Below are 25,406 nucleotides of genomic sequence, written 5' to 3' on the forward strand. Positions count from 1 at the left end.
ACCCTGGCTTTTAGCTATAATCGGCACGTTTAAACGGCTGGCGGTACAGAGGGTTTATGAAGAACTGGGAAGCCATGGAAGCGTTCGTTGAGGTGGTCCAGCAAGGCAGCTTCTCGGCCGCGGCCACAAAACTGGGCGTGTCGGCCTCTCACATCAGCCGACTGATCACTCAGCTTGAAGCAACCTTGGGCAGCACCCTGCTGTTCCGCACCACCCGCCGTATTCGCTTAAGCGAGGCCGGTGAATTGTATTATCAGCACTGCCGCGATTTACCCTCCGCCTTAGGCAGCGCTGAAGAGGTGATTTCCACGTTAAACCAGGCGCCCATTGGTCCCTTTAAAATGACCTGTGCCACCACCTTTGGTGAACGCTACATTGCACCGGTCATGAATGACTTCTTGCTGGCGCACCCCAAAATTGAGCTCGATTTTCACCTCACCAACCGCGCCGTGGATTTAATTGAGGAAGGTTATGACCTCGCTATTCGCATGGGCGCGATGAAAGATTCCAGCCATTTATCGCGGCGCCTCTGTGACCGGGTAGAACATCTGTGCGCCTCCCGCGAATACGTTAACCAACATGGCATGCCGCACACCCTGGCGGAGCTCAACAAACACAACTGCCTGCTGGGCTCGAATAACCATTGGTTGTTTCAGCAAGATGGTCAGCGCAAAGAAGTGCGAGTGACCAGCCGCTGGCGCAGCAATTCCGGCCCGGCCTTGCTCGATGCGGTGCGCAAGGGCTTGGGCATCGCCCAACTGCCTGACTATTATGTGGCCGATGATTTAGCCAGCGGCGAACTGGTGCCGCTGTTGACGCAGTACCAATATCCCTACAGTGGTGTTTGGCTGGTGTATCCCAAAGCGCGGCAGCCGTCACCCAAGCTGCAAAACGTCTGCGATTATTTGATTGAGCACTTCAAAGCGCATCCAAATTTCGCGCAATAGCGCATAGGAGACGCAGGTGTACCATCGGTAGACTAACCCTTTGCCTCGTTTTACGTAGAATCCATACCGGTGCCCTCAGCCTCCAGCTGCCGAGGTTTTAGTGGTTGGCTGATTCTCGGTGCACTGTTCCTATTCGCGACACTGCTGACAGGCCCGACGGTTGAGTGGGCCCTTAAACGCCGTGACACAAAGAGGATGTGATGCAGATACGCCACGCAAAAAAAGACGATGCCCCGGCATTAGCCCGGTTAATAAACCTCGCCGGTGAGGGGATCCCCTATTATCTCTGGTCAATAAACGACGATGCCGGAGGTGACCCTTTTAAGATCGGCGAAGCTCGCGCGGCAAGAGACAGCGGCGGCTTTAGCTACACCCATGCGCGGGTTATGGAACACGACAACGACGTGCTGGGCATGGTGCTGTCGTACTCCTTGGACGACCCTTACAGTGTGGGTGACCTAAATGAGTTGCCCGAGATTGTAAGACCACTGGTACTGCTGGAATCGCAGGCGCCTGGCTCGTGGTACATCAATGCGATTGCAACCGTTGAGTTCTACCGAGGGCAAGGTATCGCCTCTACCTTGTTGGCAGACTCTGAAACGCATGCGGCTGAACAGGGGTTCACTCAGGCAAGCCTTATTGTCGCTTCCGAAAACACCCAAGCCCGTAAATTGTATTTGAAACTGGGGTATCAGCTTCGCAATTCGTTGCCAGTGGTGGAATACCCCGGTTGTATGCACGGCGGTCACTGGGAACTGATGGTGAAAAAGCTGTCAGCCTCGTAACGCTATAATGACGCCGGCAGCCAATCTCTGGCCGTTAAAGGAATGTCATTGCCGTTCAGGCGATTCTTAAACTGTGCAACTGCAAATATGGAGATCAGCATGAGCATCATAGAGAAATCCGATTCTGAAATCTTGTCCCTTGCCCTGCCCATGATTAACGACGTTGTGCAGGCGTCGAATAACAAAGACTGGCCGACTTTTTCCAAATATCAGCGGCTGGATGAAGCTCAAGATCCAGCGAATCAACAGCATGTGGCGCAGCTTTGGCAAAACCAGCCGCTGTTTACTTCTTTAAGCCTCGACCGGGAAATACTGGGTGTGTTACGCAGAGGCGATGTGGCGGAAATTGTCTGGAAACAAACCAGCACACAGGTATCCGGCGATTACCTGGCTCGCTATCTCATTGCAGAAATAGAGGGTGATATAAAAGAAGTCGGGTTCGTCATCAATTGACGCACGCCCATCAGTTTGTAACCACTGACATCCATTGGAGCCGCCATGATTCGCGTCGTTTATCGTTGGAAAGTAACCGAAGAAAACTTTGCCACCTTTCAGGATGTCTGGTCGCGGACCACGAATCACATTCACGACACCGTTCCCGGTGCACTGGGCAGTTTTATGCTGCGCAGCGCTGAGAATAAAACAGACGTGTTAACAATTGCCAAATGGGAATCCATGGAACACTGGAAAGCCTTCTGGGTAGCCGACAATCCGTCGCAAATGACCGGTATGCGGGAAATCGGTGAGCGCATTTCCGTTGAAGCGTTTGATGAAGTCGACGACTTTACGCGGCCGTAACAATGACGAGCGAGTATCGCCTTCGACACGCTGAGCCTAACGACCTGGCAACACTCATTGCCATCGACGACGAAGCAAGCGTGCTCTATACGCAAGCGGGGCTCAAATTAGAATTGGCACACAACCATCCTTTTGTACTCGCCGAAGCGGAGCGCTGGGCCAAGGCTATCACCAACGACTGGGTCACCCTTGCAGTCGATCAAAACGACGCACCTGTCGGGTTTTCGGTGTGCGGTTTAGTCGACAACCAACCTTACCTCGACCAACTCTCCGTCGCCCCAAAACACATGCGGCAAGGCATCGGCACAACGCTGTTAATGAAGGCCATAGAATGGAGCGCGTCCGATCCGCTTTGGCTGACCACCTACGCCAGCATTGACTGGAACCAACCCTTCTATGAACGCTATGGGTTTGTCGCTGTTCCTGAGCCGTTATGCGGACCACAGCTGCGCAACATCCTCCATCAGCAACGGTCAGCACTGCCCGCACCAGAAGACCGGGTGGCGATGGTGCGTTATGGTGGTTGATAGGGACTGAAACCAATGAGGCAATGCCATGCCGAGTTTCCAAAAGATTGATCACATCCACCTCTATGCCGACGATCGCCTCGAATTGGAACATTGGTACCGCGCGGTTCTGGGCTTCGAACGCGTCGCTGAGCTGGAGATCTGGATGCGCGATGGCGGTCCGTTAACGATTCACAATGGCGGTGTGCATCTGGCGTTGTTTGAGCCCGGTAGTCGCATCAGTACAACCATTGCACTGGCGGTTGATCGTGAGAATTACCGTCAGTGGTTAAAAACACTCCGTGAACACGAGGTTTCGTTTAACGAAGTGGATCACGACCTTTCCTGGTCGATTTATTTTAAGGACCCGGTGGGCAATCCCTTTGAGATCACCACGTACGATGTTTAAGCTGCATGGACTCTGTATCGGTCGGATTCATCGTTAATCCTTGGCTTCGAGGCATGACTGCTCACTATGAAGAAATTTCTGCTGTTATTGTTAGTCGTCGCACAGGCGACTTTTGGGTATGAGTTTTACTCCGGCAATAAGACCTATTCTTCCCAGCGAGTTTCTGTGCAACTGTCTGCGGAGTATGGACAACCGTTGCAAATAACAACGGTGATTGTTGCCGCACAGTCGCAAGATCATCCGCTTTATATTGAACAGCAACGCCAACTGCGTTCGCTGGATGCTGAAACTCTACAAGTGATTTTTGTGTCGTCGCTGGTCGATAGACCGCAAACCAGTGGCTATCACACTGACCCAGAAACGGCCGTTTCAATCCTCAACGACGCACCGTTCAGGCTCCTGATCATTTCACCACAAGGGAAAGAATGGGAGAATTCGCAATCCGTATTGACGACAAATGACATTGTTAATGCAATGACAAACTGATGTTCATCTGCCGTAGGAGCGAGTTTTTCTGATGATAAATCCAGTCTGTGAATGGATAAAAAGAACCCTATTGCTGCTAGTGCTTTGTTGTTTCTTGCCCAATACCTTTGCCGCCGGCACCGCGAATTCCAAGGAAGACATGAGCGATGCCCCTTTCTGGTTCTTCGGGACTGCGGCCGCAAGCTGGCTGGTTTATGAAGGGGGTCAGTATCCGCAATACGCTCAGTATTTCTACGGTATTTTAGCGCTGAACATCTCTCAGCGTTTAGATGACCCCAAAACCAGAGCGTTATTCGCAGGCACGACAGCGATGACCGCAACGAATATCTATTACGCGCAAAACCCTCCGGAAGATAAAACCATTGCCGGCTGGGCTAACGTCGGTATGTTTTATCTGAGTATCGGGGTATCGGCGGGATTAAACGGTCTGCTGACAGCCAACAACGAGGCAATGGATGTTGGTTTTAGAGCGGACGATGAGCATTACAGACTGTCGCTGAACTATCGGTTTTAACACCACGCTCGATGATTAACCCGGAGTCCAATCACGTCCCTGTAACGTTTCATTTCGACCTGGGTTCACCTGACAGCTCAATTCAGTCGTCTTTCAGCTTATCGGTTCGCGTGTCATCGTCGTGCTTGTGAATCTTATACATCTTCACGTTTTTCTTCTTTTTGCCGCTGCGTTTCTGATCGGAATTCAAACCGGCCAACACCAACAACAAAAAGACAATGCCGCCACCAATGGCGCCCATGGCCACCCAGTTAATGTCCGCACCGAGTGTGTTCTGGTATTGCGAAATGGCTTCAGTCCGATCGGACTGAACCACGGTGTCTAACGTCGGAACAAAGCCGGTCAGCATCTTATTGGCCTCCGCTCAGCGTCGTTTTAATGGAGTTATGAATTTTGCCGCGCATGGGTGAATTGTCACTGTGCGATACACCCAAGTCTTTCAGAATGCCGTCTTCCAGACCGTATATCCATCCATGAATGGTCAATTTCTGGCCTTCGTCCCAGGCTTGCTGGACGATTGTGGTTTCTGACAGGCTTTGCACCTGCGCCATAACATTCACTTCGCACAGACGGGCAATGCGGGTGGCTTCGTCGTCAATGGCATCGAAGTACTTGCCGTAGAGTTTCATGATGTCCTGAATGTGGCGCAGCCAGTTGTCGATTAAACCCAAGCGTTGATTTTTCAATGCGGCAGCCACACCACCACAGCCATAATGGCCGGTCACGATGATGTGTTTCACCTTGAGCACTTCCACCGCGAACTGAATGACCGACAGACAGTTCAGGTCGGTATGCACGACCAGGTTGGCGACGTTGCGATGGACGAAGACTTCACCGGGCATCAGACCCATGATTTCGTTCGCGGGGACGCGGCTGTCCGCACAGCCAATCCACAAAAACTCCGGTTTTTGTTGCTCCGCGAGCTGTCGAAAAAAATCCGGGTCTTCGGCGGTAATCCGTTCAGCCCATTGCCGGTTATTTTTTAACAGGTGCTCAAGACTTCTGTGTGGCATCGCAACGAATCCTCTGTTCTATTAATGGTGTTAAGCGCTGTTGGCGCAGGCTGCCAGGTAACGACGAATCACATAAGGCATGCCGTGTTCGATGCACTCGACGGTCAGTACATGACCGATGGACACTTCAAGAATATTGGGAATGGTTAGAAAATCGTTCAGGTTGTTCAAATCCAGGTCGTGACCGGCGTTCAGCTCCAGACCTAATTCAACCGCGCGCGCCGCGGCTGCACGATAAGTCTCGTGCACCTGTGCCTGGCGGGCGGTGCCGTGCGCACTGGCGTAACCTTCAGTGTAGAGTTCGATGCGCTGGGTGCGTGAGGCGGCTGCCCGTTCAACCTGCTGAATGTCCGGGTCGAGGAAGCAGGCGGTGCGCACGCCAGCAGCTTCAATGCGCGCCAGTATGCCATCGAGAAAGTCGCCTTGGGTGCTGAAGTCCCACCCGTGATCGGAGGTCAGCTGACCGGGCGCATCCGGGACCAGTGTGCATTGATCCGGCCGGATCGCTTCAACCAACTGCAAAAAATCTTCGCTCGGGTAGCCTTCGATGTTGAATTCAACATTCGGGTATTTGGCTAAGCAGTCGGCCAGGTCGTAGGCATCCTGGCGTTTGATATGGCGTTCATCCTGACGCGGATGAATGGTGATGCCCTGTACGCCCAACGCGATGAATTTTTCGGCGAAGTCGACGACATTGGGAAAGTCCCGGCCGCGCGAATTACGCAGCAGGGCAATCTTATTCAGGTTAACGCTCAACTGAGTCATGAAGCACTTCCAACAAGATACGCGGCGATTGTACCAAAACCTCAGCCGGTTGCGCTGTCCAGTATCAGGCTGTTTTCACCCGGCGTGACCACCAGCTCCGGCGCTTCGGATAACAGAATTTGAACGGCAGCAAATAAGGCAAACAGTGCGTCGTTCTCAGCGATCGGATGCCGGTTTAAAAAGGCCACCGGCGCGGGTCGCTGTTCATTTTCATAATCACGCCACAAGGCGGCAAAGGCACTGGCCGTGGCGATATCGAGTTCAAAACACAGGCCACCGGCGCGGCGGAACCAGTCGCGGTGCACCTGAGGTTGAATCAGCAATCGGTCAAACGGCACCTGACGCATGGGCTTAAACCGCTACTGAGTCACTAGGATGCGGTAATCGCCGATCAGTTCCGCGACCAGTTCGCCGTCAGCATCGCGCGCTTCCACTCGCACGGGCGCGCGCCAATGGCCGCTGGGTCGTTGGTCGGGTTCGGCATCAAACCGGGCGGTTACGGTTAAATCGCTGGTCGCCGGTTTGGGGTAGCGCACCTGACAATCACGAATGGCGACGGTATCACCGAGTTCGTGCTGTTCGGCCCAGGTACCGCTGTGATACCAACCGCTGAGCACCAGCGCCGAGTACTGACTGCCGGCAAACAGCGTGCCTTTGTCGTTGCGGTTTCCGGCCAGCGGGATGCGAAATTCCGTCCGGTCGGTTTCGCTGGCAACCAGCTCTATACCCAACGCCGTCAGCGGTTCAATTTGCTCGAGTTTCATTCCGCGGCTCCCAGTTCATCGAACCAGCGCGGGAATTCGACCAGCGATGGCAACACGCTTAATTGACCGTGCCAGCTGGGATCGGTATCGATCAGATCCGGCACATGCAAGACATGACAGCCCGCTGCCAACGCCGATCGCACGCCGTTAGCGGAGTCTTCCACCGCCAGCGCCCTGCCCGGTTCCAGCCCTAATAGTTCACTGCCGCGCAGATAGGGCTCCGGGTGGGGTTTGCCCTGGCTGACCTGATCGCCGCCGAGCACGCGGTCAAACCGGTCCAGCACGCCCAGGCCTGACAATTTCGTTTGTGCGACGTCGGTACGGCTGCTGGTCACCACCATCTGCGGCAAGCCGAGCGAGCGCACATGATCGAGTGCGGCTTCAACGCCGGGCTTTAATTCCAGCTCGGTTTTAGCGAGCTCCAGATAGCCGTAGTGGGTTTGGTCGATCCAGTATTCGGCGAGTTCCTGAGTATCGACAAACTGACCAAACCAATGGATTAAGCCGGTTCGGTTCAGGCCAATGGTTTCCAGATAGCGTTGCGCCGCATCCGGCACCGGGCCGCCATTAGAATTCACTTCGACAAAGGCATCGCGCACCAGGCGTTCGGAGTCGATCAGCACACCGTCCATATCCCACAACACGCCCGCAGGCGCAGACTGAACAGCAACAGACGTCATGACACATTCTCCAGGCAGGTGGCTAGGGTATCGGCAAGCTGGGTGAGAATACGTTCATACAGGTCGGGACCGGGTTCCAGCGTCGACCCCAGCGGATCGATCTGCGACAACACCCCGTTTGGCACGGCCTGCTGTAAAGGCTGCATCCAGCGCGAACTGAATTGCGGTTCGTGCAGCAAGCACACACCACCCACCTCATTGGCACGCTGTGCCAATTGCGCCACGGTGCGCGGGCCGGGCGGGATTTCCGGAGTCACCACCAGAGCGCCTAAAGCGTTTAATTGGAAGGCGCGTTCGAAATACTGAAAGCCGTCGTGGAACACGATAAAGGGGCGTTCACGAACCGGCGCCAAACGCGCATCCAAGTCGGCGTATAACTCTTGCAGGCGCTGCTGTTCGCTTGCGGCGTTGGCTCGATAGCTCTCGGCGTTGGCCGGGTCGAGCTGGGCCAGTTCGTCGGCCAGCGCGCTCACAAAGCGTTCCGCATTGCGCGGATCGAGCCAGAAATGGGGGTCGAGTGCGCCGTGATCATGATCGCCGTGCAGCGCTTCAGCGGCGGTTTCGAACAGGGCTTCCCGCGGTTCGTATTGGCGCATGCCTTGGTCATAATCGTGCCAGTGCCAGTTCACCGCTGTTTCAGGCAAGCGCGCCACCAATCGCGCCAGACCGGTTTCCAGTTCCGGGCCGACCCAGACTAATACATCCGCTTGGGTGAGCGTACGCAGTTGATCCGGTGACAAACCGGACCCATGTGGCGATTGCTGGCGTTCATAGATCAGAGCGGGCTCACTGATGCCCTCGGTCACGGCCGTCGCCAAGCTGTGCAAGGGTGCCAGAGAAACCACCACATTCGGCGCGGCCAGGACAGACAGAGAGCAAAGCGAGATAACAGCACCCAACAACAGATGCCGACAAAAACGGGTCATGCAGACTCCAAGACAAACAGGACGTTAACAGGCTGGATGATATACAGTAACATACCGCACCTCATCGCGGCGCCGTCCCGAGCAAAATAACGGTTGCCACCCTAAATAAGGACGCTTTGTGTCACAACCAAGCTCTCGCCTGATCGAAGGTCGCCAACTGGGCGTCCGGCTCGGCGGCAAAACCATCATCAGCGGTGTCGATATTCGCATCGACGCCGGTCAGATTGTTACCCTGATCGGCCCCAACGGCGCGGGCAAATCAACGCTGATCAAAGCCCTTCTCGGTGTGCATAAAATCACCGATGGCGAATTCTACGCCAAACCCAACCTCAGCGTCGGCTATATGCCGCAACGCGTGCCCATCGATGACAGCTTGCCATTGGCGGTACATCGATTGATGACGCTGACTCATCGCGCCCGCCGCGACGAGGTTCTTGCAGCCCTGGCGTTAACCGAGGTTGCCCACCTGATCGACCGGCCGGTGCAGCAGCTGAGCGGCGGCGAGTTTCAACGCGTTATGCTGGCGCGCGCCTTGCTCAAACAGCCCGATCTGCTGGTGCTGGACGAGCCAGTACAAGGCGTCGATTTCAGCGGCGAAGTGGCGCTGTACAAACTGATTCAACGGCTGCGTGATGAACGCGGCTATGCCGTCTTGATGGTGTCGCACGATCTGCATTTAGTGATGGCGGCAACCGACGAAGTGCTCTGTCTGAACGGTCACCTGTGCTGTTCCGGTACGCCGGAAAGCATCACTCAGGAACCAACGTTTACCTCGCTGTTCGGCCCGCATCAGGCCGATGCCCTGGCGTTTTACAGCCACCATCACGACCATGAACACGACCTCGCCCACCAGGGAGGTCACAGCCATGATTGAGCTGTTATGGCCGGCATTGCTCGCGGGCAGTGGCATTGCGCTGGTAGCCGGCCCGCTGGGTTCGCTGATGGTGTGGCGACGCATGGCGTATTTTGGCGACACCATGGCGCATTCGGGCCTGCTCGGTGTCACTTTGGCGGTGGTGCTGAATCTGAACCTGACCGCAGGCATTGCACTGGTGACCACGGCCTTGGCCTTGTTGCTGTTTACCTTACAGCGCCAGCGCCGTCTGCCCGCCGACACCTTGCTGGGCATTATGTCGCACGGCTCACTCGCCATCGGCATGCTGGTACTGGCGTTTTCGCCCACGGTACGGATGGACTTAAGTGGCCTGCTGTTTGGCGATTTGCTCGCGGTCAATGGCAGCGATGTGGTAGTGGTCTGGGTAATTGTCGCGCTGGCGTTGCCGGTGATCGGTTTTGCCTGGCGGCCGCTGCTGGCCGCCACGGTGAACGAAGACCTGGCCCGCGCCGAAGGCATCGCTACCGACTGGCTGCGTGTGCTTTATTTAGTCTTGATTGCGCTGGTGATCGCCGTGGCGATGAAAATCGTCGGTATTTTGTTGATCACGGCCCTGATGATTATTCCTGCGGCCGCTGCGCGCTGGTTAGCGCGGACACCGGAGCAAATGGCCATTGGCGCGTCTGTGCTGGGGCTTATTGCGGTCTGGTTCGGGCTGGCGGCCAGCTGGTTTGCCAACGCGCCCAGTGGACCGACCATCGTGGTTGCTGCGGTGGTCGCCTTTATGCTGACGCTCGGACTCAGCCGGTTACCCCGCCAAAACTGACGCGCAACCGACGGACACAAAAAAGGCCATCCACTGATGGCCTTTTTTAATGATTCAATAAAGCATCCCAGTTAGATGCCCATCGAGGCCAGCGCTTCCAAAACGCTGCGTGCCACTGAGGCGCTGCGCGGATGGTCAACGCTCAAGTCTTCAATCAACACCTCGACCGATTCACGCAGACTGGGCTCTTCCGGATCCGGCTCGCCTTCGTTGTGCAGGTGATATTCCACTTTCTCTAACATGGCGCGCTGTTGCTCGCTGACTTCGGATTCATCCATGGTCGCGCGCAGGCGCTCCAGTAGACTGCGAAGTTCTTGATCGGCCATCTGCGTCTCCTTATATCCAGGGTCGGTACGAATGACACTTCAGTACTGACTATAGTTGGGATCTACCTTGGAACAACAAGGCTTGACCTTACCATCGTGAGAAGGTTGATAATGCCCTATCACGACAACAGGAGGCTGTGATGCAAATCAAACAAGCATCCAAAGCCAGCGGCCTGCCGCCACGAACCATTCGTTATTACGAAAGCCGCGGGCTGATCCGCTCGCAACGCGCGGCCAATGGCTATCGTCATTACCACAGTGACGACATTGAGCGGCTGCAATTTTTGCAGCGCGCCCGAGCGTTGGGGTTTTCACTCGAAGAATGCGCCGATTTACTGGCCCTGCAACGCGACCCAAACCGGGCCAGTGCCCAGGTGCGTGACATTGCCGAGCAACACCTGGTCGATGTTGACGCCAAGATTGAGCAGCTGCAGCAGATGAAAGCACAACTGTCCGACTGGATCCGTCAATGCCCGGGCGATGCATCCTCCCATTGCAGCATTCTTGAAGGCTTGGCTCAGGGCGAATCACAAAGCGCTTGAGTCATCCATCGGGCGACTCACGGCGTAAGCACCTGACCTTTCAACACCGGTGCAAAGCCAGCTATGCTCGATGCAGTCACTAACCGCTATACGAGGATGCCATGTCCTGGCTCACACTCGCCTGGTTCGTTCCAGCCTGTTTCGCACTGAACATGACCCCAGGTCCCAACAATTTAATGGCGTTAAGCAATGGCAAACGCTATGGCTTCGGCCATGCCTGCCTCGCCGGTCTCGGTCGCCTGGGTGCGTTTTCGGTGATGATCACACTGGCCGCCTCTGGCCTCGCCACCCTGCTCTATGCGTCAGAATTATTTTTTACGGTGCTCAAAGTCGGCGGTGCGCTCTATTTGTTTTGGCTGGCCGTGCAGATGTGGCGCAGTGATGCAAACCTCGACGCTGTGGATTCCGGTCAACCCTTGTCGCTAATGGCCCTGGCTCGTCAGGAGTTTTTGCTCGCGGCGGGCAACCCTAAGGCGATTCTGATCTTTACCGCTTTTCTGCCCCAGTTTGTTGATCCGTCGGCTGCGGTGGGTGTGCAATTTTTTATTTTGGGCAGCTGTTTTCTGCTGCTGGAATGGCTGGCGATTGCGCTGTATGCCAGCGCCGGTCGACTGCTCAATAAAGGGCTGGGCAAACCCCGCTGGCAACGGGCGTTCAACCGTCTGTGCGCCATGTTGCTCGGCAGTGCGGGTCTTGGGTTGTTGCTGTCGAAGCGCCTGCCCGCTTAATTTTTCGTTGTTAAGGAGATGGTTTTGATCGATTGGATGGTTAATTTCTGGAACAGCCACGCGCCACTGATGTTGCGTGTGGGCTATCAGATTATTCTGGTGCTGCTGGTGTTTATTGTGGCGGGTATTTTATCGCGCACACTGAAATCCCAGGTGACCAAAAACTCCAAACGCTTTGCCCGACTGGACCCAATGCTGGTGCCGATTTTTGCGGGCATGGTGGGTTATTCGGTGTACGTCATCGCGGTGGTGATCGTGCTCGATATTTTCGGCGTCAACACCAACTCCATCGTGGCGCTGCTCGGTGCCGCTGGTCTTGCCGTTGGTTTAGCGCTGAAGGATACGCTGAGCAATATTGCCGCGGGCATTATGATGCTGATGCTGCGGCCATTCCGAACGGGCGATTACATCAGCTTTAACAGCACCAGCGGAACGGTGGAAGAAATCACCTTGTTCAACACCATTTTAATCACGCCGGACGGTCAATACGTATCGGCGCCAAACTCCAATGTCTGGGGCGCGACCATTCAGAATTCGACGCGCAACGGCACTCGCCGAATGGACGTGGTGGTCGGTGTGGCTTACGACGACGACCTGAACGCGGGCTTCGCCGCGCTGCGTAAAATCGTCGATGCGGAGCCGCGCTTTCTGCCCGACCCGCCACCGCAAATCATGGTGCAATCGCTGGGCGATTCGTCCGTCAATTTGCAAATTCGTGCCTGGGCAACGGTCGATGACTACTGGCCGTTATGGTGGGATATGCAACGCGTGGTAAAAGATGAAATTGAAGCGGCCGGTTTGACCATTCCGTTCCCGCAGCGCGATGTGCATCACTACAACACCGCGCCGGATCAGCACAAACCGGGCTAAGGTTTACCAGAATCGCAAGCGGCGCAGCAGTAAAAACTCCACCACGGCGATGGTGCTGAGTGCGCCGCACACAAACCAGAAGGCGGTGCTGGATTCTACGCCCGGCATGCCGCCCACGTTAATACCGAACAAACCGGTGAGAAAACTCAGCGGCAAAAACACCCCGGCGGTCACCGACAGCCAATAGGTGTTTCGGTTCATCCGTTCGGCCAAATTCTGCTGCAGTTCGTCGCGAATTAATTGCACTTGCTGCAGCAGCATTTCGATGTTTTCCAGAATGCGCTGTGTGGTATCGCGTTGGTTCGACAGACCCAGCCGATCCTTGTGCGACAACCATGTTTCAGATTCGCCGACGAATTCATTCAACGCGCCCACTTGCGGGCGAATAAAGCGATGCAGACGCAACAAACGGCGGTGCAACTGCGTCAGCTTCGCCAAATGCTCTTGCGGATTCGGGCCTGAGCTTTCGTCTTCAAGCACCACCAATTCGGCCTCTTGCGCATCGAGCACTTCATCGATGCGACTGTTCAACGCGGCGACCAGCGTCATCAGCAGATTGCCCAGGTTTACCGGGCCATCACCGGAAGCCAAACGTTCGCGGACCGACGCGACCGCTCTGAACGAATGCTTGCGCAAGGTGATCAGACCACCGTCATGCCACAAAAACCGCAACGACAGCATGTCGTCCGGCTCGGCGCCTGGGTTGAGGTTGACGCCCCGCAGGTTCAGCAAAAAGCCATCACCCACTATTTCAAATCGTGGCCGAGTGTCTTCGGCCAGCAACGCCTGTTGTATGCCATTTTGAATGCCCAGACTGTCGAGCCAGGGCACCAGATCCGGTGCGTCGCGCTGACAGTGCACCCAGCGACCGTGCAAGTTTGTCGGCAACGTTGTCTCGCGCTGGGCCGGTGTGGTGCTGAAATCCCATTGGTCGATGACAAAGGCGGCGTCAGTCATGGCGTAACTTACCCTCGAATCGTTAACTCAGTGCAGTGCGTCGCCATCCGGCGTATCCCTTTCCAGTTCGTCGAGCAACAGCACATCCATCTGTGTCGCATGATCCAACACCAGACGAGTGGCGCTGAGCACCTGTTCCAGATACTGAATAAAGTAGTCCGCTTCCAGACCATTGGTAGGCAAGGCACCGCTGATAACCAGGCGCGGTACATCGTCGTCATAGAGGCTGAGGCCCACTTTAACCAGCGGGTTATCGAAGTTAATCAGCTGCATGGAGCCATGCAGTGGCAAGACAGCGGACGGTCGAACCGACAGCTCGGTCGATACAATCACCAGACCGCTTTCCAGCAACAGCCGGCTTTCTAAGACGCCAATGTTCTCTTCGGTTTCACTCAGGTGCAGGCCGTCACAGTCCTTACAGAGGTAATAACGGATGTCTTTTTCAGCCAGCCAATCTTCGAGGGTGTCGCGATTAATCGATTTCATAATGTCCAGTTATCGTGCTTTGGGCGGCATTGTACGGCCAGCGCGGGGATTTTTCAGCCAGGCATCGAATCAAGCCGCATCTGGGGGTATCCTTGCGGCTCCGCTCACGGTGTCATTCACGGAGATCTCCATGTTCAGTTCGCTGGCTACCCCTAAAGCCGATCCCATTCTGTCGCTCAGCGCCTTCTTTAAAGAAGACCCTCGCCCACACAAAATCGACCTGGGCATTGGGGTGTATCGCAACAGCGAAGGCGTTACGCCGATCATGAGCGCGGTGCGCAAAGCGATGCTGAGCCAGGCGGAAACCCAGCCAACCAAGGCGTATATTGGCTTGGCGGGGAATGAAACCTTTAACCAGGCGATGACTGATCTGCTGTTATCCGGCACGGCGTCTTACGATCGCGCCAGCGCCATTCAAACGCCCGGGGCCAGCGGTGCGCTTCGCATGCTGGCCGACCTGATTGCCAGCATCAAACCCAACACCACCGTCTGGATCAGCCGTCCCAGCTACGTGAATCACCAACCGGTGATGGAAGCCGCCGGTCTGACGGTGCGTGAATACCCCTTCTTTGATGCGCAAACCAAGCGTGTCGACGAAACCGCCATGTTGGCGCAAATTGCCGAACTCGGTCCGGATGATGTGCTGCTGTTGCACGGTTGTTGCCACAACCCGACCGGCGGCGACATCAGCCTGGAAGCCTGGCGCGAAATTGCCAACCTGGCGTTGCGCAATGGCTTTTTGCCCTTTGTCGACATTGCCTATCAGGGCTTTGGCGATGGTTTGATGGAAGACGCCGCAGGTTTGCGACTGCTGGCCGACTCTGTGCCGCAATTGCTGATCTCCACTTCGTGCTCCAAAAACTTTGGCCTTTACCGTGAACGCACCGGCGCCGCCATCATCATCGCTGACAGCAAAGAAGCCACCACCAAGGCACGCGGTCGGGCGTTGGAATTGGCGCGCGGCACCTATTCCATGCCGCCGGATCACGGTGCGGACATTGTCGCCAACATTCTCGGCAACGAAGCGCTGAAAGCCGAATGGCTGGACGAATTGGCGAGCATGAACCAGCGCATCAACCGCTTGCGCGAACAGCTCACTCTGACCTTCCGCGAACAAAGCGACAGTCAGCGCTTCGATTATTTCAGTGAGCACCGCGGCATGTTTTCAGTCACCGGTCTGGATAACGACCAGATCGCCGCCTTGCGCAACGATCATGGTGTTTATGTGGTGGGCGGCGGCCGGGTGAATGTGGCCGGGATGAAAGAAAGCGATATTCCAGCTGTGGTAAACGCCTTCCTCGCCGTCAACGCTTAAGCGACGGCTTAAATCAGATCGAGCTGGCCTCCGCCCCAGCGCCGGAACACATCGGTGCGCAATGCGGGCGGTTCGATCTGGTTCAACCCCAACTGACGACAGGCGCGTTTAAAGCGCTGACTGAGCAAGTCGGCGTACACACCCTGACCGCGCATGCGTTTACCAAAAGCCCCCTCGTACACCTTACCGCCGCGCATATCGCGGATGCGCGCCATCACATGCTCGGCGCGGTCCGGGTAGTGGCGCTGTAACCAGTCTTCGAACAATTCGGCTATTTCCAGCGGCAGCCGCAGCAGTATCCAGCCCGCTTGCTGGGCACCCGCACCGACAGCCGCCTCGAGCAGCGCTTCCATTTCGGCGTCGTTGATAAATGGAATCATCGGCGCCAGCAATACGCTCGTCGGTACACCCGCAGCGGTGAGCTCGCGCACCACCTTTAAGCGCGTTGCCGGTGACGCCGCGCGCGGTTCCAGACGGCGCTTTAAGTCGTTATCCAGCGTGGTCAGACTGACGCTCACGCTGCACAAACCATCGGCGGCCAGCTCGGCCAGCAGGTCCAGATCGCGCAGGATCAATCCACCTTTGGTGATAATCGTCACCGGGTGGCGATAGTCGCGCATCACTTCCAGCAGTTCGCGCGTGATCCGGCGCTGCTTTTCCAGTGGCTGATAGGCGTCGGTGTTCATGCCCAGTGCAATCGGTTTGCACCGGTAACCGGGTTTATCGAAGGCTTCACGCAAGCGATCGGCGGCGCCGGTTTTAGCGATCAGACGGGTTTCAAAATCGAGCCCGGGCGAAAAATCCCAGTAGGCGTGTGTGGGTCGGGCAAAGCAATAGATGCAGCCGTGCTCGCAGCCGCGATACGGGTTAATGGATTGCTCAAAAGGCACATCCGGCGATTGATTGGTGCTGATGATGGTGCGCACCTTTTCATCGTCAACCTGGGTGGCCAGGCTGTCGGGCACAAGGTCGTCATCCGGGTCCAGCGGCCACTCATCGCTGGCGGTTTCGATGCGTTGCCGGTGAAAACGATTGGCCGGTTGGGCTCCGGTGCCACGGGTTTTGACGCGATGGTCGGCAGACATGGTGTCGCACTCTTGCGGGTCAGTCAGGTGCGAATACTGCCATCAATAACTGTTTATTTGTACAGTATTTTAACGAATACCAGCGCCGATATAAGACAAGCGTGTTGGTGTACAACGCACCACTCGACAGGCATAGTGGCGCCTTCGTGTCCGACCTGAACCAAGTCCTGATGTCCGTCTTCTCCTGGATCTATAAGTGGGGGCTGACCGCCCTGTTGCTGATCGGCCTGCCGTTTCTGTTTATGGAAGGCCCGCTCAGCCGTGACGAAGCGCTCGACCGCGCGCTTTGGGATTTAGGTCATATTCTCTATTTCGCACTGGCCATTGCCGCCTTGCGCTCCCGTCTGGATATGCGCACCTGGCCGCACTGGCTGGCGATCAGTCTGGCGGTCTTTATCATCAGCATCATGCTCGAATACCTGCGTTATGACGTCGGTCATCAGCAAGACTGGAGCGACATTGAGCGCAACCTGATCGGCGCCTGGCTGGGTATCTTCTGGCTCAATCGTGGCACGCCACAAATCTGGACCGGCCGTTTTATTGCCTCGGGCTTGTTCGCTCATCAACTCAGTGTCGTGATTCTGGCCGCGCTGACGCTGTACCGGCTGGATGCGCAGTTGCCGCGACTGGGCAGTTTCGAAAACGATTATGAACTGGGATGGTGGCAAGGACCGGTCAGCCTCAGTGAGGAACGGGCCTGGCAGGGTCGGCGCAGTCTGGCGGTGGAACTGGAGCCGGATGAATACCACAGCGCGCGGATGGTCACTCCGCCGCGTGACTGGTCGGCTTACAACCGACTGTCGATGGCTATCTACAACCCCAAGCTGACGCCACTGACGTTGACGGTGCGCATTGACGATCACAACAGCCTCGACAGCAATGTCGCCTTCGGGCAACGCTTTAACGAGAGTTTTATCGTCGAATTCGGCTGGAATCTGGTGCAGATTCCGTTGCACCCGCCCGAAGATTACAACGGCGAACAACTGATCAATTTAAGCGACATCGCCCGGCTGGAAATCTTCGCGGTCGACATGATTCAGCCGCGCCGCATTCACCTCGATCAACTGCGCCTGGAGTGATCAGCCCGCCCGTTCCAGGCGCTGCTGACACAACGCAATAAAATCACGCGCCAGCGCCGAAGGGTCGCGGTCGCGACGGTGAAACAAACCCACTTGGCGCTCTATGCGCGCAAACTCAAACTCCCGTAACGCCCGGAAATGCCGGATGCGCGGTAACTGCCGCGCCATTTCGGTACTCAGATAGCCCACCGCCAAACCGCGATCGATCAAATCCAGGCGCACATTCAAACTGCTGATTTGCCAGATCATGCGGAAGCGGTCGCGCAGTTTATCCTGATAGGGCCGCTGATCCGGCTCATCCAGTGACGACACCACCAGCGGAATGCGCTCGACATCGGCCAGGGTCATGCGAGGTCGGTGCAGCGGATGCGTCGGGCTGATCATCAGCAGACGTTCTTCTTCATAGAGCGGCCAGCATTCAAAACGATCCATACGCGTCTGAAACGGCCCCAGCCCCAACTCCACCTCACCGCTGAGCACGGCCGAGACGATGGCGCGCGAGGGTTGCTCCACCAGTCGCAGCCGGGCTTCCGGCCAACGACCCGCCAAGGCCGCAATCAGATCGGCCCCGGCAAAGCGGTTGGTGGTGCTGTCGATGCCCACGCTCAGTTGCTGGTCGCGGCCGTGCGCCAGACGTTCCATTTCGGCCAACAGCGCGTGCTCGCGCTGCAACTGATCATCGACGTAGCGATACAGCCGCCGCCCGGCACGAGTCAGGCGAATCGGCCGGTCACGCACCACCAGCGCCTGGTCAAGCTTGGTTTCCAGCTGCTTGATTGCCTGACTGACCGCCGACTGACTCAGGCTGACATCGGCCGCCGCTGCCCGGAAGCCACCAAAACGGGCGACGGCGTGGAAGATGCGCATTTCGCTGCTTTCCAATCTCATGATAAGTCTGACTGATCATCAATTTATTAAGTTTAATTAGATTAACAACGGTCGCGGCCCTTTAATAGCGCCATCCCAAAACCCCCGAACTCCGAATGAGAGGAGGCTGTCATGAGCAGCGAAATCAATGCAGGCCTGGAAGGCGTGATTGTTGGCCAGACCGCACTGTCGAATGTGGAAGGCGAGATAGGCCGCCTGACCTACCGCGGCGAAACCATCGAGCAACTGGTAGAGCGGGATTTTCCAGCCGTGGTGATGTGGCTGATGACCGGCGAATGGATCAGCGCCGACGCCTGTCGCGAACTCGATCTGTGGCTGGCCGGCGAAGCCGAACTCGGTGCCATTGAAACCCGGGTACTGGAACAGCTGTCCCGAGATACGCACCCGATGACCGTGCTGCAGGCGCTGATGCCGCTGCACGATGATCAGCCGCATCACGCTGCCCCGTCCTGGCTTAACAGCGACTTTGTACCTGGCCTGGTACTCGGCGCACGTCTCAATGCGGCGGTTCGCGTCTGGCATAACCTGGGCACTCAGGGCACGGTATTCGCGCTGCCCGACAACCTGGGTTTTCTGGAAAAACTGCTCTATGGCATCAACCGCAGTGCGCCCTCCGCCGAGGCCTTGCAAGCCCTCAACACCACCCAGATTCTGCAACTCGACCACAGCTACAACGCCGGTACCTTTGCCGGTCGCGTGGTTGCCAGCACCCAGGCGCGACTGGCGGCCAGCCTGACGGGCAGCCTCGGCGCTTTGTCCGGCCCGCTGCACGGCGGCGCCGATGAAGCAGCGGTGATGATGGCCAAAGAGATCGGCTCCGCCGGCAAAGCCGACGCCTGGGTGCGCGATGCCATGGACAAGAAGATCAAGATCATGGGCATGGGCCACCGCGAATACAAAGCGTTGGATCCGCGCGCGGCCATCCTGAAGCCGATGGCGCGTCAATTCTGTGCCGGCACCGAATGGGAAGGTTTGATGGAGACACTGGTCGCCGTGGAAGACAGCTGCCAGGCGGTGTTTGCCGATAAGGGCAAAGAAATTTACGCCAATCTGGAATTCTATAAAGGCGCGGTTTATCTGGCGCTGGGCATTCCTGAGCAGTATTTCACCGCCCTGTTTGCAGCCAGCCGAGTGTTCGGCTGGGTATCGCATTATCAGGAATTCAATCAGGACCCGCGTTTGATCCGGCCGCGCGCCGACTACGTCGGTCGTTAAACAACCGGCGCTTTCGGCGCCCGCAAACGCAACAGGCGTGTGGTAATGGCCGTCCCCAACAGGGTGATGGCCATGCCAATCAACACCTGAACGCTGAGCACTTCACCCAGAATCAAATAGCCCCAGGCCAAGGCACTGACCGGTACCAGAAATGTCACCGTCGAGGTCGCCGTCGCACCCGCACTGGCCAGCAGCTGGAAATAAAAGAAGAACGCCAGTGCGGTACTGAACACCGCCAGCGCCAGCACATTGCCCCAGGCCATCAGCGATGGCGGTGTTTCCGGCCACAGCAAAACGCCAGGGATCAGCAGAATTAACGCCGACATCAGCGTGGAACCACTGGCCACTACCTGGGCGGGTAAGTGCGACAACCGCGCTTTGGAGAAGTTACCGGCAATGCCGTAACTGAAGGTCGCCCCCAACGCCGCCAGAATCGACCAGCCATCCCCACCGGTGGAAAAATCCAGCCGATTGGCCGACAACACATAGACCCCGACAAAGGCGATCGCCAAGCCCAGATACTGCTGCTTCTGTACCGGCGTCGCGAATAAGGCCGCGCCGAGCAACGCCGTAAAGAGCGGCGTCGTGGCGTTAATCAGCGACGTAAAACCGGCTTCCAGACTGAGCGTGGCCCAAGCCAGCAAACTGAACGGAAGCACATGGTTGGACAGCGACAACACCGTCAGCCGGCCGACATGCTGCCAAAACAGTTCACGATAACGACGCACCGTAAACAGCGGCAATAACACCAGCGCCGCGACACTCATGCGAATAAAGATCAGCGATACCGCACCAAACTCGGGGGCGGCAATGCGCATAAACAGAAAAGACACGCCCCAGAGCGTGGACAGCAACAACAGCCGACCGGTATCGATGGCAGACATCAGAACTCCTCAGCAACGCCAGCAGGCGTGCGATCAAAGACGGCGTTAACGACCCGAAGCAGGGTCGGTGAGGATGCGCGCTCCCTGGGCATCGAGGGAAATGTAGAAGCAATCGCGACGGTCAGTGTGGCAAGCGGGGCCTTGCTGATCGACCAGCAGCAGCAACGCATCGCCGTCGCAATCGATGCGCAGTTCACGCAACCGTTGACGGTGACCGGAGGATTCACCCTTACGCCAATAGGTCTGACGCGAGCGTGACCAGTAGCAGACCTGACCGGTTTGCAGGGACTCGATGATGCTGTCGCGGTTCATCCAGGCGAGCATCAGCACTTCGCCGCTATCGTGCTGCTGGGCAATGGCCGGTACCAGACCATCGTCGTTGTAACGCAACTGGTCGAGCACCTCGGTCAGCGACAAGGTTGTGCCTGCCGAAGCGGCTTCCCATTCTTTAAACATGAATTGTTCCAAAGCGGTGACTAGAAAACGGTGGACCAGTTTACTGAAAATACCGCCGGATACACTCCGAATTCTGTGCTGCTATTCGAGGTATTTTGGGTGCGCTGCACCGGCAAGGTCACGGCCATTGTCAGTTCGGTGTTATCACCCAGGCTGCGCACCAGGCTGGCGGTATTCAATTGTGAACCGTCGACCACATTGTATTCAGCGCCAACCTGAAACTGATACAGCGCGCCTAACGAACCGACCACTTGCGTTGAGGTATAGTGCTGCGCCAGCGGCAGCACCAGGCCGCTGTGGTAAAAGGCACTGTCTGCCGAGCGGCCGTAATCGTCGCTGTCATCAGCGCCCAAACCGTTGTAGTGATATTCAAATTGCAGATAGATGTCGCGCCAGATCCGATGATCGGCACCGATGGTCATGCGCCAGCCCGCTTCTTGATCATCGCTGAGCCAGGCGGTTTCCTGCCACAAACCAAACAGACCGATGGAACCTTCAGCACCGACACCGTACAGCTGCTGCTCTTGGTTTAAGGTCAGCGCCGTCACTTCCAATGAGGTCGAACCCAGCTGACGGTAACCGCGGGCGAACAATAGTTCGTCGTCGCCAAACACCCAACCCAAATCGACTTCACTGACCGCCCCAGCCGGTATCAGCCAGCGCGCCGCATCAACACCGGGCCGGTAGCGCCGTTCGGTGGCGCGTAACCCAGCCGGTTGCACCACATCGACCGGCGAAAAGCGTTTCGCCAGACCAAAACCAATCGCCTGACGACCGAGCGTAATATCGCCGACCGGGCTGAACCACTGGCCGTAGAGTCGATCCAGATTCTGATAGAGGGCGGCGTCATCGTCTTCGATTAACGCCGCATCGAGATCGGCAACGCGGAAGTCCGCTGTGGTCGGTTCGGTGTCAGTTGCACCGCCCGCGAGAAAAGCGCGTTGTTCCAGACCGTATTGCACGCCGAACTCAAGCGGCGCCTGCGGATACCAGAGGGTGTTAAAACGAGCGTCGAGCGATTGCACGCTGGCATCGTCGCCCGAGTCGTTCTGCCATTGCTGATCAAAACCCGCGCCGACATCCAACCAGACGTCTTTGGCCGCAAGCGCCGACAACGGCAACAAACTGAGCAGGCCAACGGCTAAGCTGCGATCAATCACGCCGCTCCTCCCGTTCCACGACTCCGTCGCGCAAATACACCAAGCGCCGTGCCCGCTCCATAATTTTCGGATCGTGCGTGGAGAACACGAACGTCATGCCGTCGCGCTGGTTCAGTTCAACCATCATATCGAGCAGGTCCATACCGGTTTGGGAATCGAGGTTGGCGGTCGGTTCATCGGCGAGAATGATGTCCGGTTGACTGACCATGGCGCGCGCCACCGCCACCCGTTGTTGCTGCCCACCCGACAACTGCGACGGCCGCCGATCTTCACGTCCGGCCAGGCCAACTTGCTGCAACATGGTCGCCACCCGCCGCTGACGTTCGTCGGCTTTGATGCCTTGCAGCAACATGATGTATTCGCAGTTTTCAGCGGCACTCAGTACCGGAATCAGATTGTAAGCCTGGAAAATAAAACCGATATGATCGCGACGAAAATCCGACAGCTGACGACCGCTGTAACTGGAAATCGGCTGACCGGCCAGATGCACTTCACCTTCGCTGGGATGATCGAGCCCGCCGATCAATTGCAGCAGCGTCGATTTACCGGAACCCGATGGCCCGACAATGGCGGTGAACTCGCCCGCTTCGATACGCAGGTCGACAGCATCGAGCGCCTTCACCAGCGTATCGCCGCTGCCGTAATGCCGGCTCAGCCCGACCGTTTCAATCACCGTACTCATGCGGTTTGACTCCCGACTCTAAAGACTTTTATGCAGCGCCCGGGCCGGCACGATGCGCGCCGCGTGCGCCGCCGGATACAGGCAGGCCAGCAGCGTTAACGCCAGCACCCAGATCGGCAAAATGATCAACTGACTGAGGTTCAACTGCGGCCGGATGACTTCGTTCAGCGCCACGCCCGCCACTTCCATGCCGCCGTAATCAATGCCGATCTGCGCCACCAACACAGTGACCAAAACGCCCACCACCAGACCAATGACAATGGCGCCGACGCCGAGCAACAGACCTTCGGCCAGAATCAATCCAAAGAGGACGCGCCGCCGCGTACCGATGGCCAGCAACACGCCGAACTCCCAGACGCGTTCGTAGATCGACATAAACAGACCGTTGATCACGCCTAATGCTGCCAGCACAAACAGAATGACACCGACAATGACCGTTGAGTAACGCGTCATCTGCAACATGCCATCGAGCTGTGGCATCAATTGCGGCCAGCCTTCGGCAATACGATCGGCGTTACTGAGTTGAGCAAAGAGCGGCAAATCGGCTTGGCCGGCCAGCGATGCCTGACGCAGATTTAACGCCAGCTCATGAATCTGCTGGCCAATACCCAGCATCTGCTGGGCGCGTGGCAGCAGAATAAAGGCGGCGTTTTCGTCCAGTTCGCGGGCGTTAAACCGGAAAATGCCCGATACCCGAAACAGCTGTTGCTCAGCGGTTTCATCGATCTGGTTATGCACCGACAGCACAATGCGGTCGCCCAGTTCCGCCTCCAGCAATTGCGCCAGCCGCCAGCCGATCAACAACTGCGTCTCGCTGCCGCCGGCATCGAGGTAGTCCCCCTCGACCACCACATTTGCCAATTTCGACACCCGCGCTTCACGCGACGGATCGATGCCCATCACTTGCACCGCCCGGTTACTGGCCGAGCTTGAGACCATGCCAAATGCCAGTGCGCGGGGCGTGGCGGCTTCGACCCATTCACTCTGGTCAAGTTGATCCAATAACGCCGCCACCTCGCCGAACGTGAATGATTCATCGCGCGCGGCCAGATAATCGCGCTGATGAATTTGCGCATCGCCGCCGTACAGTCGCGTTGCCGAGCGCACCATGGTGTCAGCCATGGCGGAAATGACGCCGTCGGTCAGCACCAACGCGGCCAGACTGAGGCTGATGATCATCGCCGTTAAAAACGTTCGCCGCCGATTGCGCGCCAGGTTGCGCAAAGCCAGATGCCAGGTCATAAGCGTCGCATCGCCTCCACCGGAACCAAACGCGCGGCGCGCCAGGCTGGCCACAGCGCTGCGATCAAGGTCGCTACCACAATCAACAGCGCCGGTTGCGCAAAGACATAGAACGACATCTGCCCGGCGTAGCGAGTGAACAACACACCGGAAAATTCAATCGGTTCAATTTCCAAGCCGACCCAGGTAAACCAGGCGTTGATCGGCAACACCAGAATCAACGCCAACAGACAGGCGAGAATGGCAAGCAACCCGGCTTCGAGCATGATCAGCCGGAACAGCCGACCCGGCGACGTGCCGATGGCTTTGAGCACACCGAATTCGCCCGTGCGCTCCATCACTGACATCAAAATGGTGTTCAGCACACCGACGCAGACCAGGAAAATCAATATCACCATGGTCACCTGACCGCCGGATTTATCGGCCTCCATGGTGCGATAAAAATCGGCCGCCACGACCTGCCAGGAAGTGGCCCCGACATCGGTGTCATCCCAATGCTGACCCGCCCAGCCATCGAGTTGTTCCGCCAGTTGCGGCGCCCGTCGGTAATCACGGCCCAGCACGATCAGACGGTGTACTTTGCCGGGCATGGCGTAGAACTGCTGGGCCGCACGCAGCGGCAGAACCACACGCCGGGATTCGGCGCTGTCGATGGTGCCAACAATGGCGCTGACGCGGTACAGATCATTTGCCAGAGATCCATCGGCGCCTTGCGACACCAACACCAGTTCATCGCCAACCCCCACGCTTAATTGCCGCGCCACTTGCGCACCGATCATGGCGGCAAAATAGCCGTCGGTATCCGGCTGGTCGGTTAGATAAGTGCCGGCTCTGAGCTTGTCGGCCAGAAACGACAAACCGGCTTCGCGTTGCGGATCGATGCCCACCACGTCGACTGGGAAGCTTTTGGTCTCACCATAGGCCAGCGCACTGCTTTCGATGCGTGGCGTCACCGCCACCACATTGGGCTGGGCTTCCAGTTCACTCAAATCAGCATCGTTCAGGCTCAGGCTGTCGTACAGACGCGGCGTTTCAACATAACCTTCAGCGGTAATCTGCACGTGACCGGTGGTATCACGGGTGTAGGTGCTGAGCATCTGATCGTAACTGCCTTCGGTCACCGACAGTTGCAGCGCGGTCAGCAAATAGCCGCCGCCGAGGCTGAGTAACGTCAAAAGGGTGCGGCGACGGCTGCGCAGAATATTTCGCAGCGCCAGTTTGAACATCAGCACGAGCA

General features: G+C 57.0%; 34 protein-coding genes. 16 read left to right on the top strand and 18 right to left on the bottom strand.

The genetic code is table 11. The annotated features are described in order from the left end of the window. Positions 1-56 precede the first annotated feature (56 nt). The 8 genes from BGP77_RS15615 (at position 57) to BGP77_RS15650 (ending at position 4,445) form a co-directional block, all read left to right on the top strand. Entirely contained in the window at positions 57-947 is an 891-nt protein-coding gene (locus BGP77_RS15615; protein ID WP_108165635.1) for a LysR family transcriptional regulator, read from the top strand. Between the two features lie 200 nt (positions 948-1,147). Further along, positions 1,148-1,732, top strand: a complete 585-nt coding sequence (locus tag BGP77_RS15620; RefSeq protein ID WP_108165636.1) for a GNAT family N-acetyltransferase — start codon at positions 1,148-1,150, stop codon at positions 1,730-1,732. Between the two features lie 99 nt (positions 1,733-1,831). Then, complete coding sequence (locus tag BGP77_RS15625; RefSeq protein WP_108165637.1) at positions 1,832-2,185, top strand: hypothetical protein; 354 nt, start codon at positions 1,832-1,834, stop codon at positions 2,183-2,185. Between the two features lie 45 nt (positions 2,186-2,230). Then, positions 2,231-2,530, top strand: coding sequence for an antibiotic biosynthesis monooxygenase (locus BGP77_RS15630; RefSeq protein ID WP_108165638.1), 300 nt, complete (start codon positions 2,231-2,233; stop codon positions 2,528-2,530). Positions 2,531-2,532: 2 nt separating this feature from the next. After that, positions 2,533-3,057, top strand: a complete 525-nt coding sequence (locus BGP77_RS15635) for a GNAT family N-acetyltransferase (RefSeq protein ID WP_108165639.1) — start codon at positions 2,533-2,535, stop codon at positions 3,055-3,057. 28 nt (positions 3,058-3,085) lie between these two features. Next, the gene (locus tag BGP77_RS15640; protein ID WP_108165640.1) at positions 3,086-3,445 is read left to right on the top strand and encodes a VOC family protein; all 360 of its coding nucleotides are present in this window, start codon (positions 3,086-3,088) and stop codon (positions 3,443-3,445) included. Between the two features lie 66 nt (positions 3,446-3,511). Further along, entirely contained in the window at positions 3,512-3,931 is a 420-nt protein-coding gene (locus BGP77_RS15645; protein ID WP_108165641.1) for a hypothetical protein, read from the top strand. A 31-nt stretch (positions 3,932-3,962) separates the two neighbouring features. Further along, positions 3,963-4,445 carry a hypothetical protein gene (locus tag BGP77_RS15650; protein WP_146171271.1) on the top strand — a complete coding sequence of 161 codons (483 nt, stop codon included), beginning with the start codon at positions 3,963-3,965 and terminating at the stop codon, positions 4,443-4,445. An 82-nt stretch (positions 4,446-4,527) separates the two neighbouring features. Here BGP77_RS15650 and BGP77_RS15655 read toward each other — a convergent pair whose 3' ends face one another. Genes BGP77_RS15655 through BGP77_RS15685 form a run of 7 tightly spaced genes read right to left on the bottom strand, consistent with a single transcriptional unit; the run spans position 4,528 to position 8,593 of the window. Further along, positions 4,528-4,794: a hypothetical protein gene (locus BGP77_RS15655; RefSeq protein ID WP_108165643.1), complete on the bottom strand. Its 267-nt coding sequence runs from the start codon at positions 4,792-4,794 to the stop codon at positions 4,528-4,530. Position 4,795: 1 nt separating this feature from the next. After that, a complete protein-coding gene (gene can, locus BGP77_RS15660) occupies positions 4,796-5,458 on the bottom strand; it encodes a carbonate dehydratase (RefSeq protein ID WP_108165644.1) in 663 nt (220 codons plus the stop codon). A gap of 30 nt (positions 5,459-5,488) precedes the next feature. Further along, positions 5,489-6,223: a pyridoxine 5'-phosphate synthase gene (locus BGP77_RS15665; RefSeq protein WP_108165645.1), complete on the bottom strand. Its 735-nt coding sequence runs from the start codon at positions 6,221-6,223 to the stop codon at positions 5,489-5,491. A gap of 41 nt (positions 6,224-6,264) precedes the next feature. Continuing rightward, positions 6,265-6,570, bottom strand: a complete 306-nt coding sequence (locus BGP77_RS15670; RefSeq protein WP_108165646.1) for a hypothetical protein — start codon at positions 6,568-6,570, stop codon at positions 6,265-6,267. A gap of 12 nt (positions 6,571-6,582) precedes the next feature. Then, on the bottom strand, positions 6,583-6,987 hold the full coding sequence (locus tag BGP77_RS15675) for a YiiD C-terminal domain-containing protein (RefSeq protein WP_108165647.1): 405 nt from the start codon (positions 6,985-6,987) through the stop codon (positions 6,583-6,585). After that, positions 6,984-7,667, bottom strand: coding sequence for an HAD family phosphatase (locus BGP77_RS15680; RefSeq protein ID WP_108165648.1), 684 nt, complete (start codon positions 7,665-7,667; stop codon positions 6,984-6,986). Before BGP77_RS15680 ends, BGP77_RS15675 begins: the two co-directional genes overlap by 4 nt. Then, positions 7,664-8,593, bottom strand: a complete 930-nt coding sequence (locus BGP77_RS15685) for a zinc ABC transporter substrate-binding protein (protein WP_108165649.1) — start codon at positions 8,591-8,593, stop codon at positions 7,664-7,666. The genes BGP77_RS15680 and BGP77_RS15685 overlap by 4 nt, the downstream gene beginning before the upstream one ends. Before the next feature lie 118 nt (positions 8,594-8,711). On the opposite strand from BGP77_RS15685, the gene znuC reads away from it, so the two are divergent. Beyond that, positions 8,712-9,467, top strand: coding sequence for a zinc ABC transporter ATP-binding protein ZnuC (gene znuC, locus BGP77_RS15690; RefSeq protein ID WP_199224287.1), 756 nt, complete (start codon positions 8,712-8,714; stop codon positions 9,465-9,467). Then, the gene (locus BGP77_RS15695; RefSeq protein WP_108165650.1) at positions 9,460-10,254 is read left to right on the top strand and encodes an iron chelate uptake ABC transporter family permease subunit; all 795 of its coding nucleotides are present in this window, start codon (positions 9,460-9,462) and stop codon (positions 10,252-10,254) included. The genes znuC and BGP77_RS15695 overlap by 8 nt, the downstream gene beginning before the upstream one ends. Before the next feature lie 71 nt (positions 10,255-10,325). Here the strand turns inward: BGP77_RS15695 and BGP77_RS15700 are convergent, their stop codons facing one another. Beyond that, positions 10,326-10,580: a DUF4404 family protein gene (locus BGP77_RS15700; protein ID WP_108165651.1), complete on the bottom strand. Its 255-nt coding sequence runs from the start codon at positions 10,578-10,580 to the stop codon at positions 10,326-10,328. A 140-nt stretch (positions 10,581-10,720) separates the two neighbouring features. On the opposite strand from BGP77_RS15700, the gene BGP77_RS15705 reads away from it, so the two are divergent. The 3 genes from BGP77_RS15705 to BGP77_RS15715 all read left to right on the top strand — a co-directional run bounded on the left by BGP77_RS15705 (position 10,721) and on the right by BGP77_RS15715 (position 12,720). Then, on the top strand, positions 10,721-11,122 hold the full coding sequence (locus tag BGP77_RS15705; protein WP_108165652.1) for a MerR family DNA-binding protein: 402 nt from the start codon (positions 10,721-10,723) through the stop codon (positions 11,120-11,122). A 101-nt stretch (positions 11,123-11,223) separates the two neighbouring features. Beyond that, a complete protein-coding gene (locus BGP77_RS15710) occupies positions 11,224-11,850 on the top strand; it encodes a LysE family translocator (RefSeq protein WP_108165653.1) in 627 nt (208 codons plus the stop codon). Between the two features lie 24 nt (positions 11,851-11,874). Further along, complete coding sequence (locus BGP77_RS15715; RefSeq protein WP_108166005.1) at positions 11,875-12,720, top strand: mechanosensitive ion channel family protein; 846 nt, start codon at positions 11,875-11,877, stop codon at positions 12,718-12,720. 3 nt (positions 12,721-12,723) lie between these two features. Here the strand turns inward: BGP77_RS15715 and BGP77_RS15720 are convergent, their stop codons facing one another. Both BGP77_RS15720 and BGP77_RS15725 read right to left on the bottom strand, forming a co-directional pair. Continuing rightward, positions 12,724-13,677, bottom strand: coding sequence for a zinc transporter ZntB (locus tag BGP77_RS15720; protein ID WP_108165654.1), 954 nt, complete (start codon positions 13,675-13,677; stop codon positions 12,724-12,726). Positions 13,678-13,704: 27 nt separating this feature from the next. Next, entirely contained in the window at positions 13,705-14,163 is a 459-nt protein-coding gene (locus BGP77_RS15725) for a YbjN domain-containing protein (protein ID WP_108165655.1), read from the bottom strand. Positions 14,164-14,293: 130 nt separating this feature from the next. Here BGP77_RS15725 and BGP77_RS15730 point away from each other — a divergent pair, with 130 nt between their 5' ends. Then, on the top strand, positions 14,294-15,478 hold the full coding sequence (locus BGP77_RS15730) for an amino acid aminotransferase (protein WP_108165656.1): 1,185 nt from the start codon (positions 14,294-14,296) through the stop codon (positions 15,476-15,478). A gap of 8 nt (positions 15,479-15,486) precedes the next feature. Here the strand turns inward: BGP77_RS15730 and BGP77_RS15735 are convergent, their stop codons facing one another. After that, on the bottom strand, positions 15,487-16,563 hold the full coding sequence (locus tag BGP77_RS15735) for a PA0069 family radical SAM protein (RefSeq protein WP_108165657.1): 1,077 nt from the start codon (positions 16,561-16,563) through the stop codon (positions 15,487-15,489). Between the two features lie 146 nt (positions 16,564-16,709). Between BGP77_RS15735 and BGP77_RS15740 the strand changes: the two genes are divergently transcribed. Continuing rightward, a complete protein-coding gene (locus BGP77_RS15740; protein WP_108165658.1) occupies positions 16,710-17,642 on the top strand; it encodes a hypothetical protein in 933 nt (310 codons plus the stop codon). Here BGP77_RS15740 and BGP77_RS15745 read toward each other — a convergent pair whose 3' ends face one another. Beyond that, a complete protein-coding gene (locus BGP77_RS15745) occupies positions 17,643-18,530 on the bottom strand; it encodes a LysR family transcriptional regulator (protein WP_108165659.1) in 888 nt (295 codons plus the stop codon). A 111-nt stretch (positions 18,531-18,641) separates the two neighbouring features. Between BGP77_RS15745 and BGP77_RS15750 the strand changes: the two genes are divergently transcribed. Continuing rightward, positions 18,642-19,745, top strand: a complete 1,104-nt coding sequence (locus BGP77_RS15750; RefSeq protein WP_108165660.1) for a citrate/2-methylcitrate synthase — start codon at positions 18,642-18,644, stop codon at positions 19,743-19,745. Here the strand turns inward: BGP77_RS15750 and BGP77_RS15755 are convergent. From BGP77_RS15755 to BGP77_RS15780, 6 genes are read right to left on the bottom strand one after another with little or no spacing between them, the layout of a single operon-like run. Continuing rightward, positions 19,742-20,629, bottom strand: coding sequence for a DMT family transporter (locus BGP77_RS15755; protein ID WP_108165661.1), 888 nt, complete (start codon positions 20,627-20,629; stop codon positions 19,742-19,744). The two genes, BGP77_RS15750 and BGP77_RS15755, sit on opposite strands and share 4 nt — an antisense overlap. A gap of 45 nt (positions 20,630-20,674) precedes the next feature. After that, positions 20,675-21,085, bottom strand: coding sequence for a phosphoribosyl-AMP cyclohydrolase (hisI, locus tag BGP77_RS15760; protein ID WP_108165662.1), 411 nt, complete (start codon positions 21,083-21,085; stop codon positions 20,675-20,677). Positions 21,086-21,105: 20 nt separating this feature from the next. Next, complete coding sequence (locus BGP77_RS15765) at positions 21,106-22,245, bottom strand: hypothetical protein (protein ID WP_108165663.1); 1,140 nt, start codon at positions 22,243-22,245, stop codon at positions 21,106-21,108. Next, complete coding sequence (locus BGP77_RS15770) at positions 22,238-22,927, bottom strand: ABC transporter ATP-binding protein (RefSeq protein ID WP_108165664.1); 690 nt, start codon at positions 22,925-22,927, stop codon at positions 22,238-22,240. The genes BGP77_RS15765 and BGP77_RS15770 overlap by 8 nt, the downstream gene beginning before the upstream one ends. Before the next feature lie 18 nt (positions 22,928-22,945). Continuing rightward, positions 22,946-24,169, bottom strand: a complete 1,224-nt coding sequence (locus BGP77_RS15775; RefSeq protein ID WP_108165665.1) for an FtsX-like permease family protein — start codon at positions 24,167-24,169, stop codon at positions 22,946-22,948. Continuing rightward, positions 24,166-25,395, bottom strand: a complete 1,230-nt coding sequence (locus BGP77_RS15780) for an ABC transporter permease (RefSeq protein ID WP_233252402.1) — start codon at positions 25,393-25,395, stop codon at positions 24,166-24,168. Before BGP77_RS15780 ends, BGP77_RS15775 begins: the two co-directional genes overlap by 4 nt. Positions 25,396-25,406: the final 11 nt, after the last annotated feature.

Origin of the sequence: Saccharospirillum sp. MSK14-1 (assembly GCF_003054965.1) — a bacterium.
Classification (GTDB): Bacteria; Pseudomonadota; Gammaproteobacteria; order Pseudomonadales; family Natronospirillaceae; genus Saccharospirillum.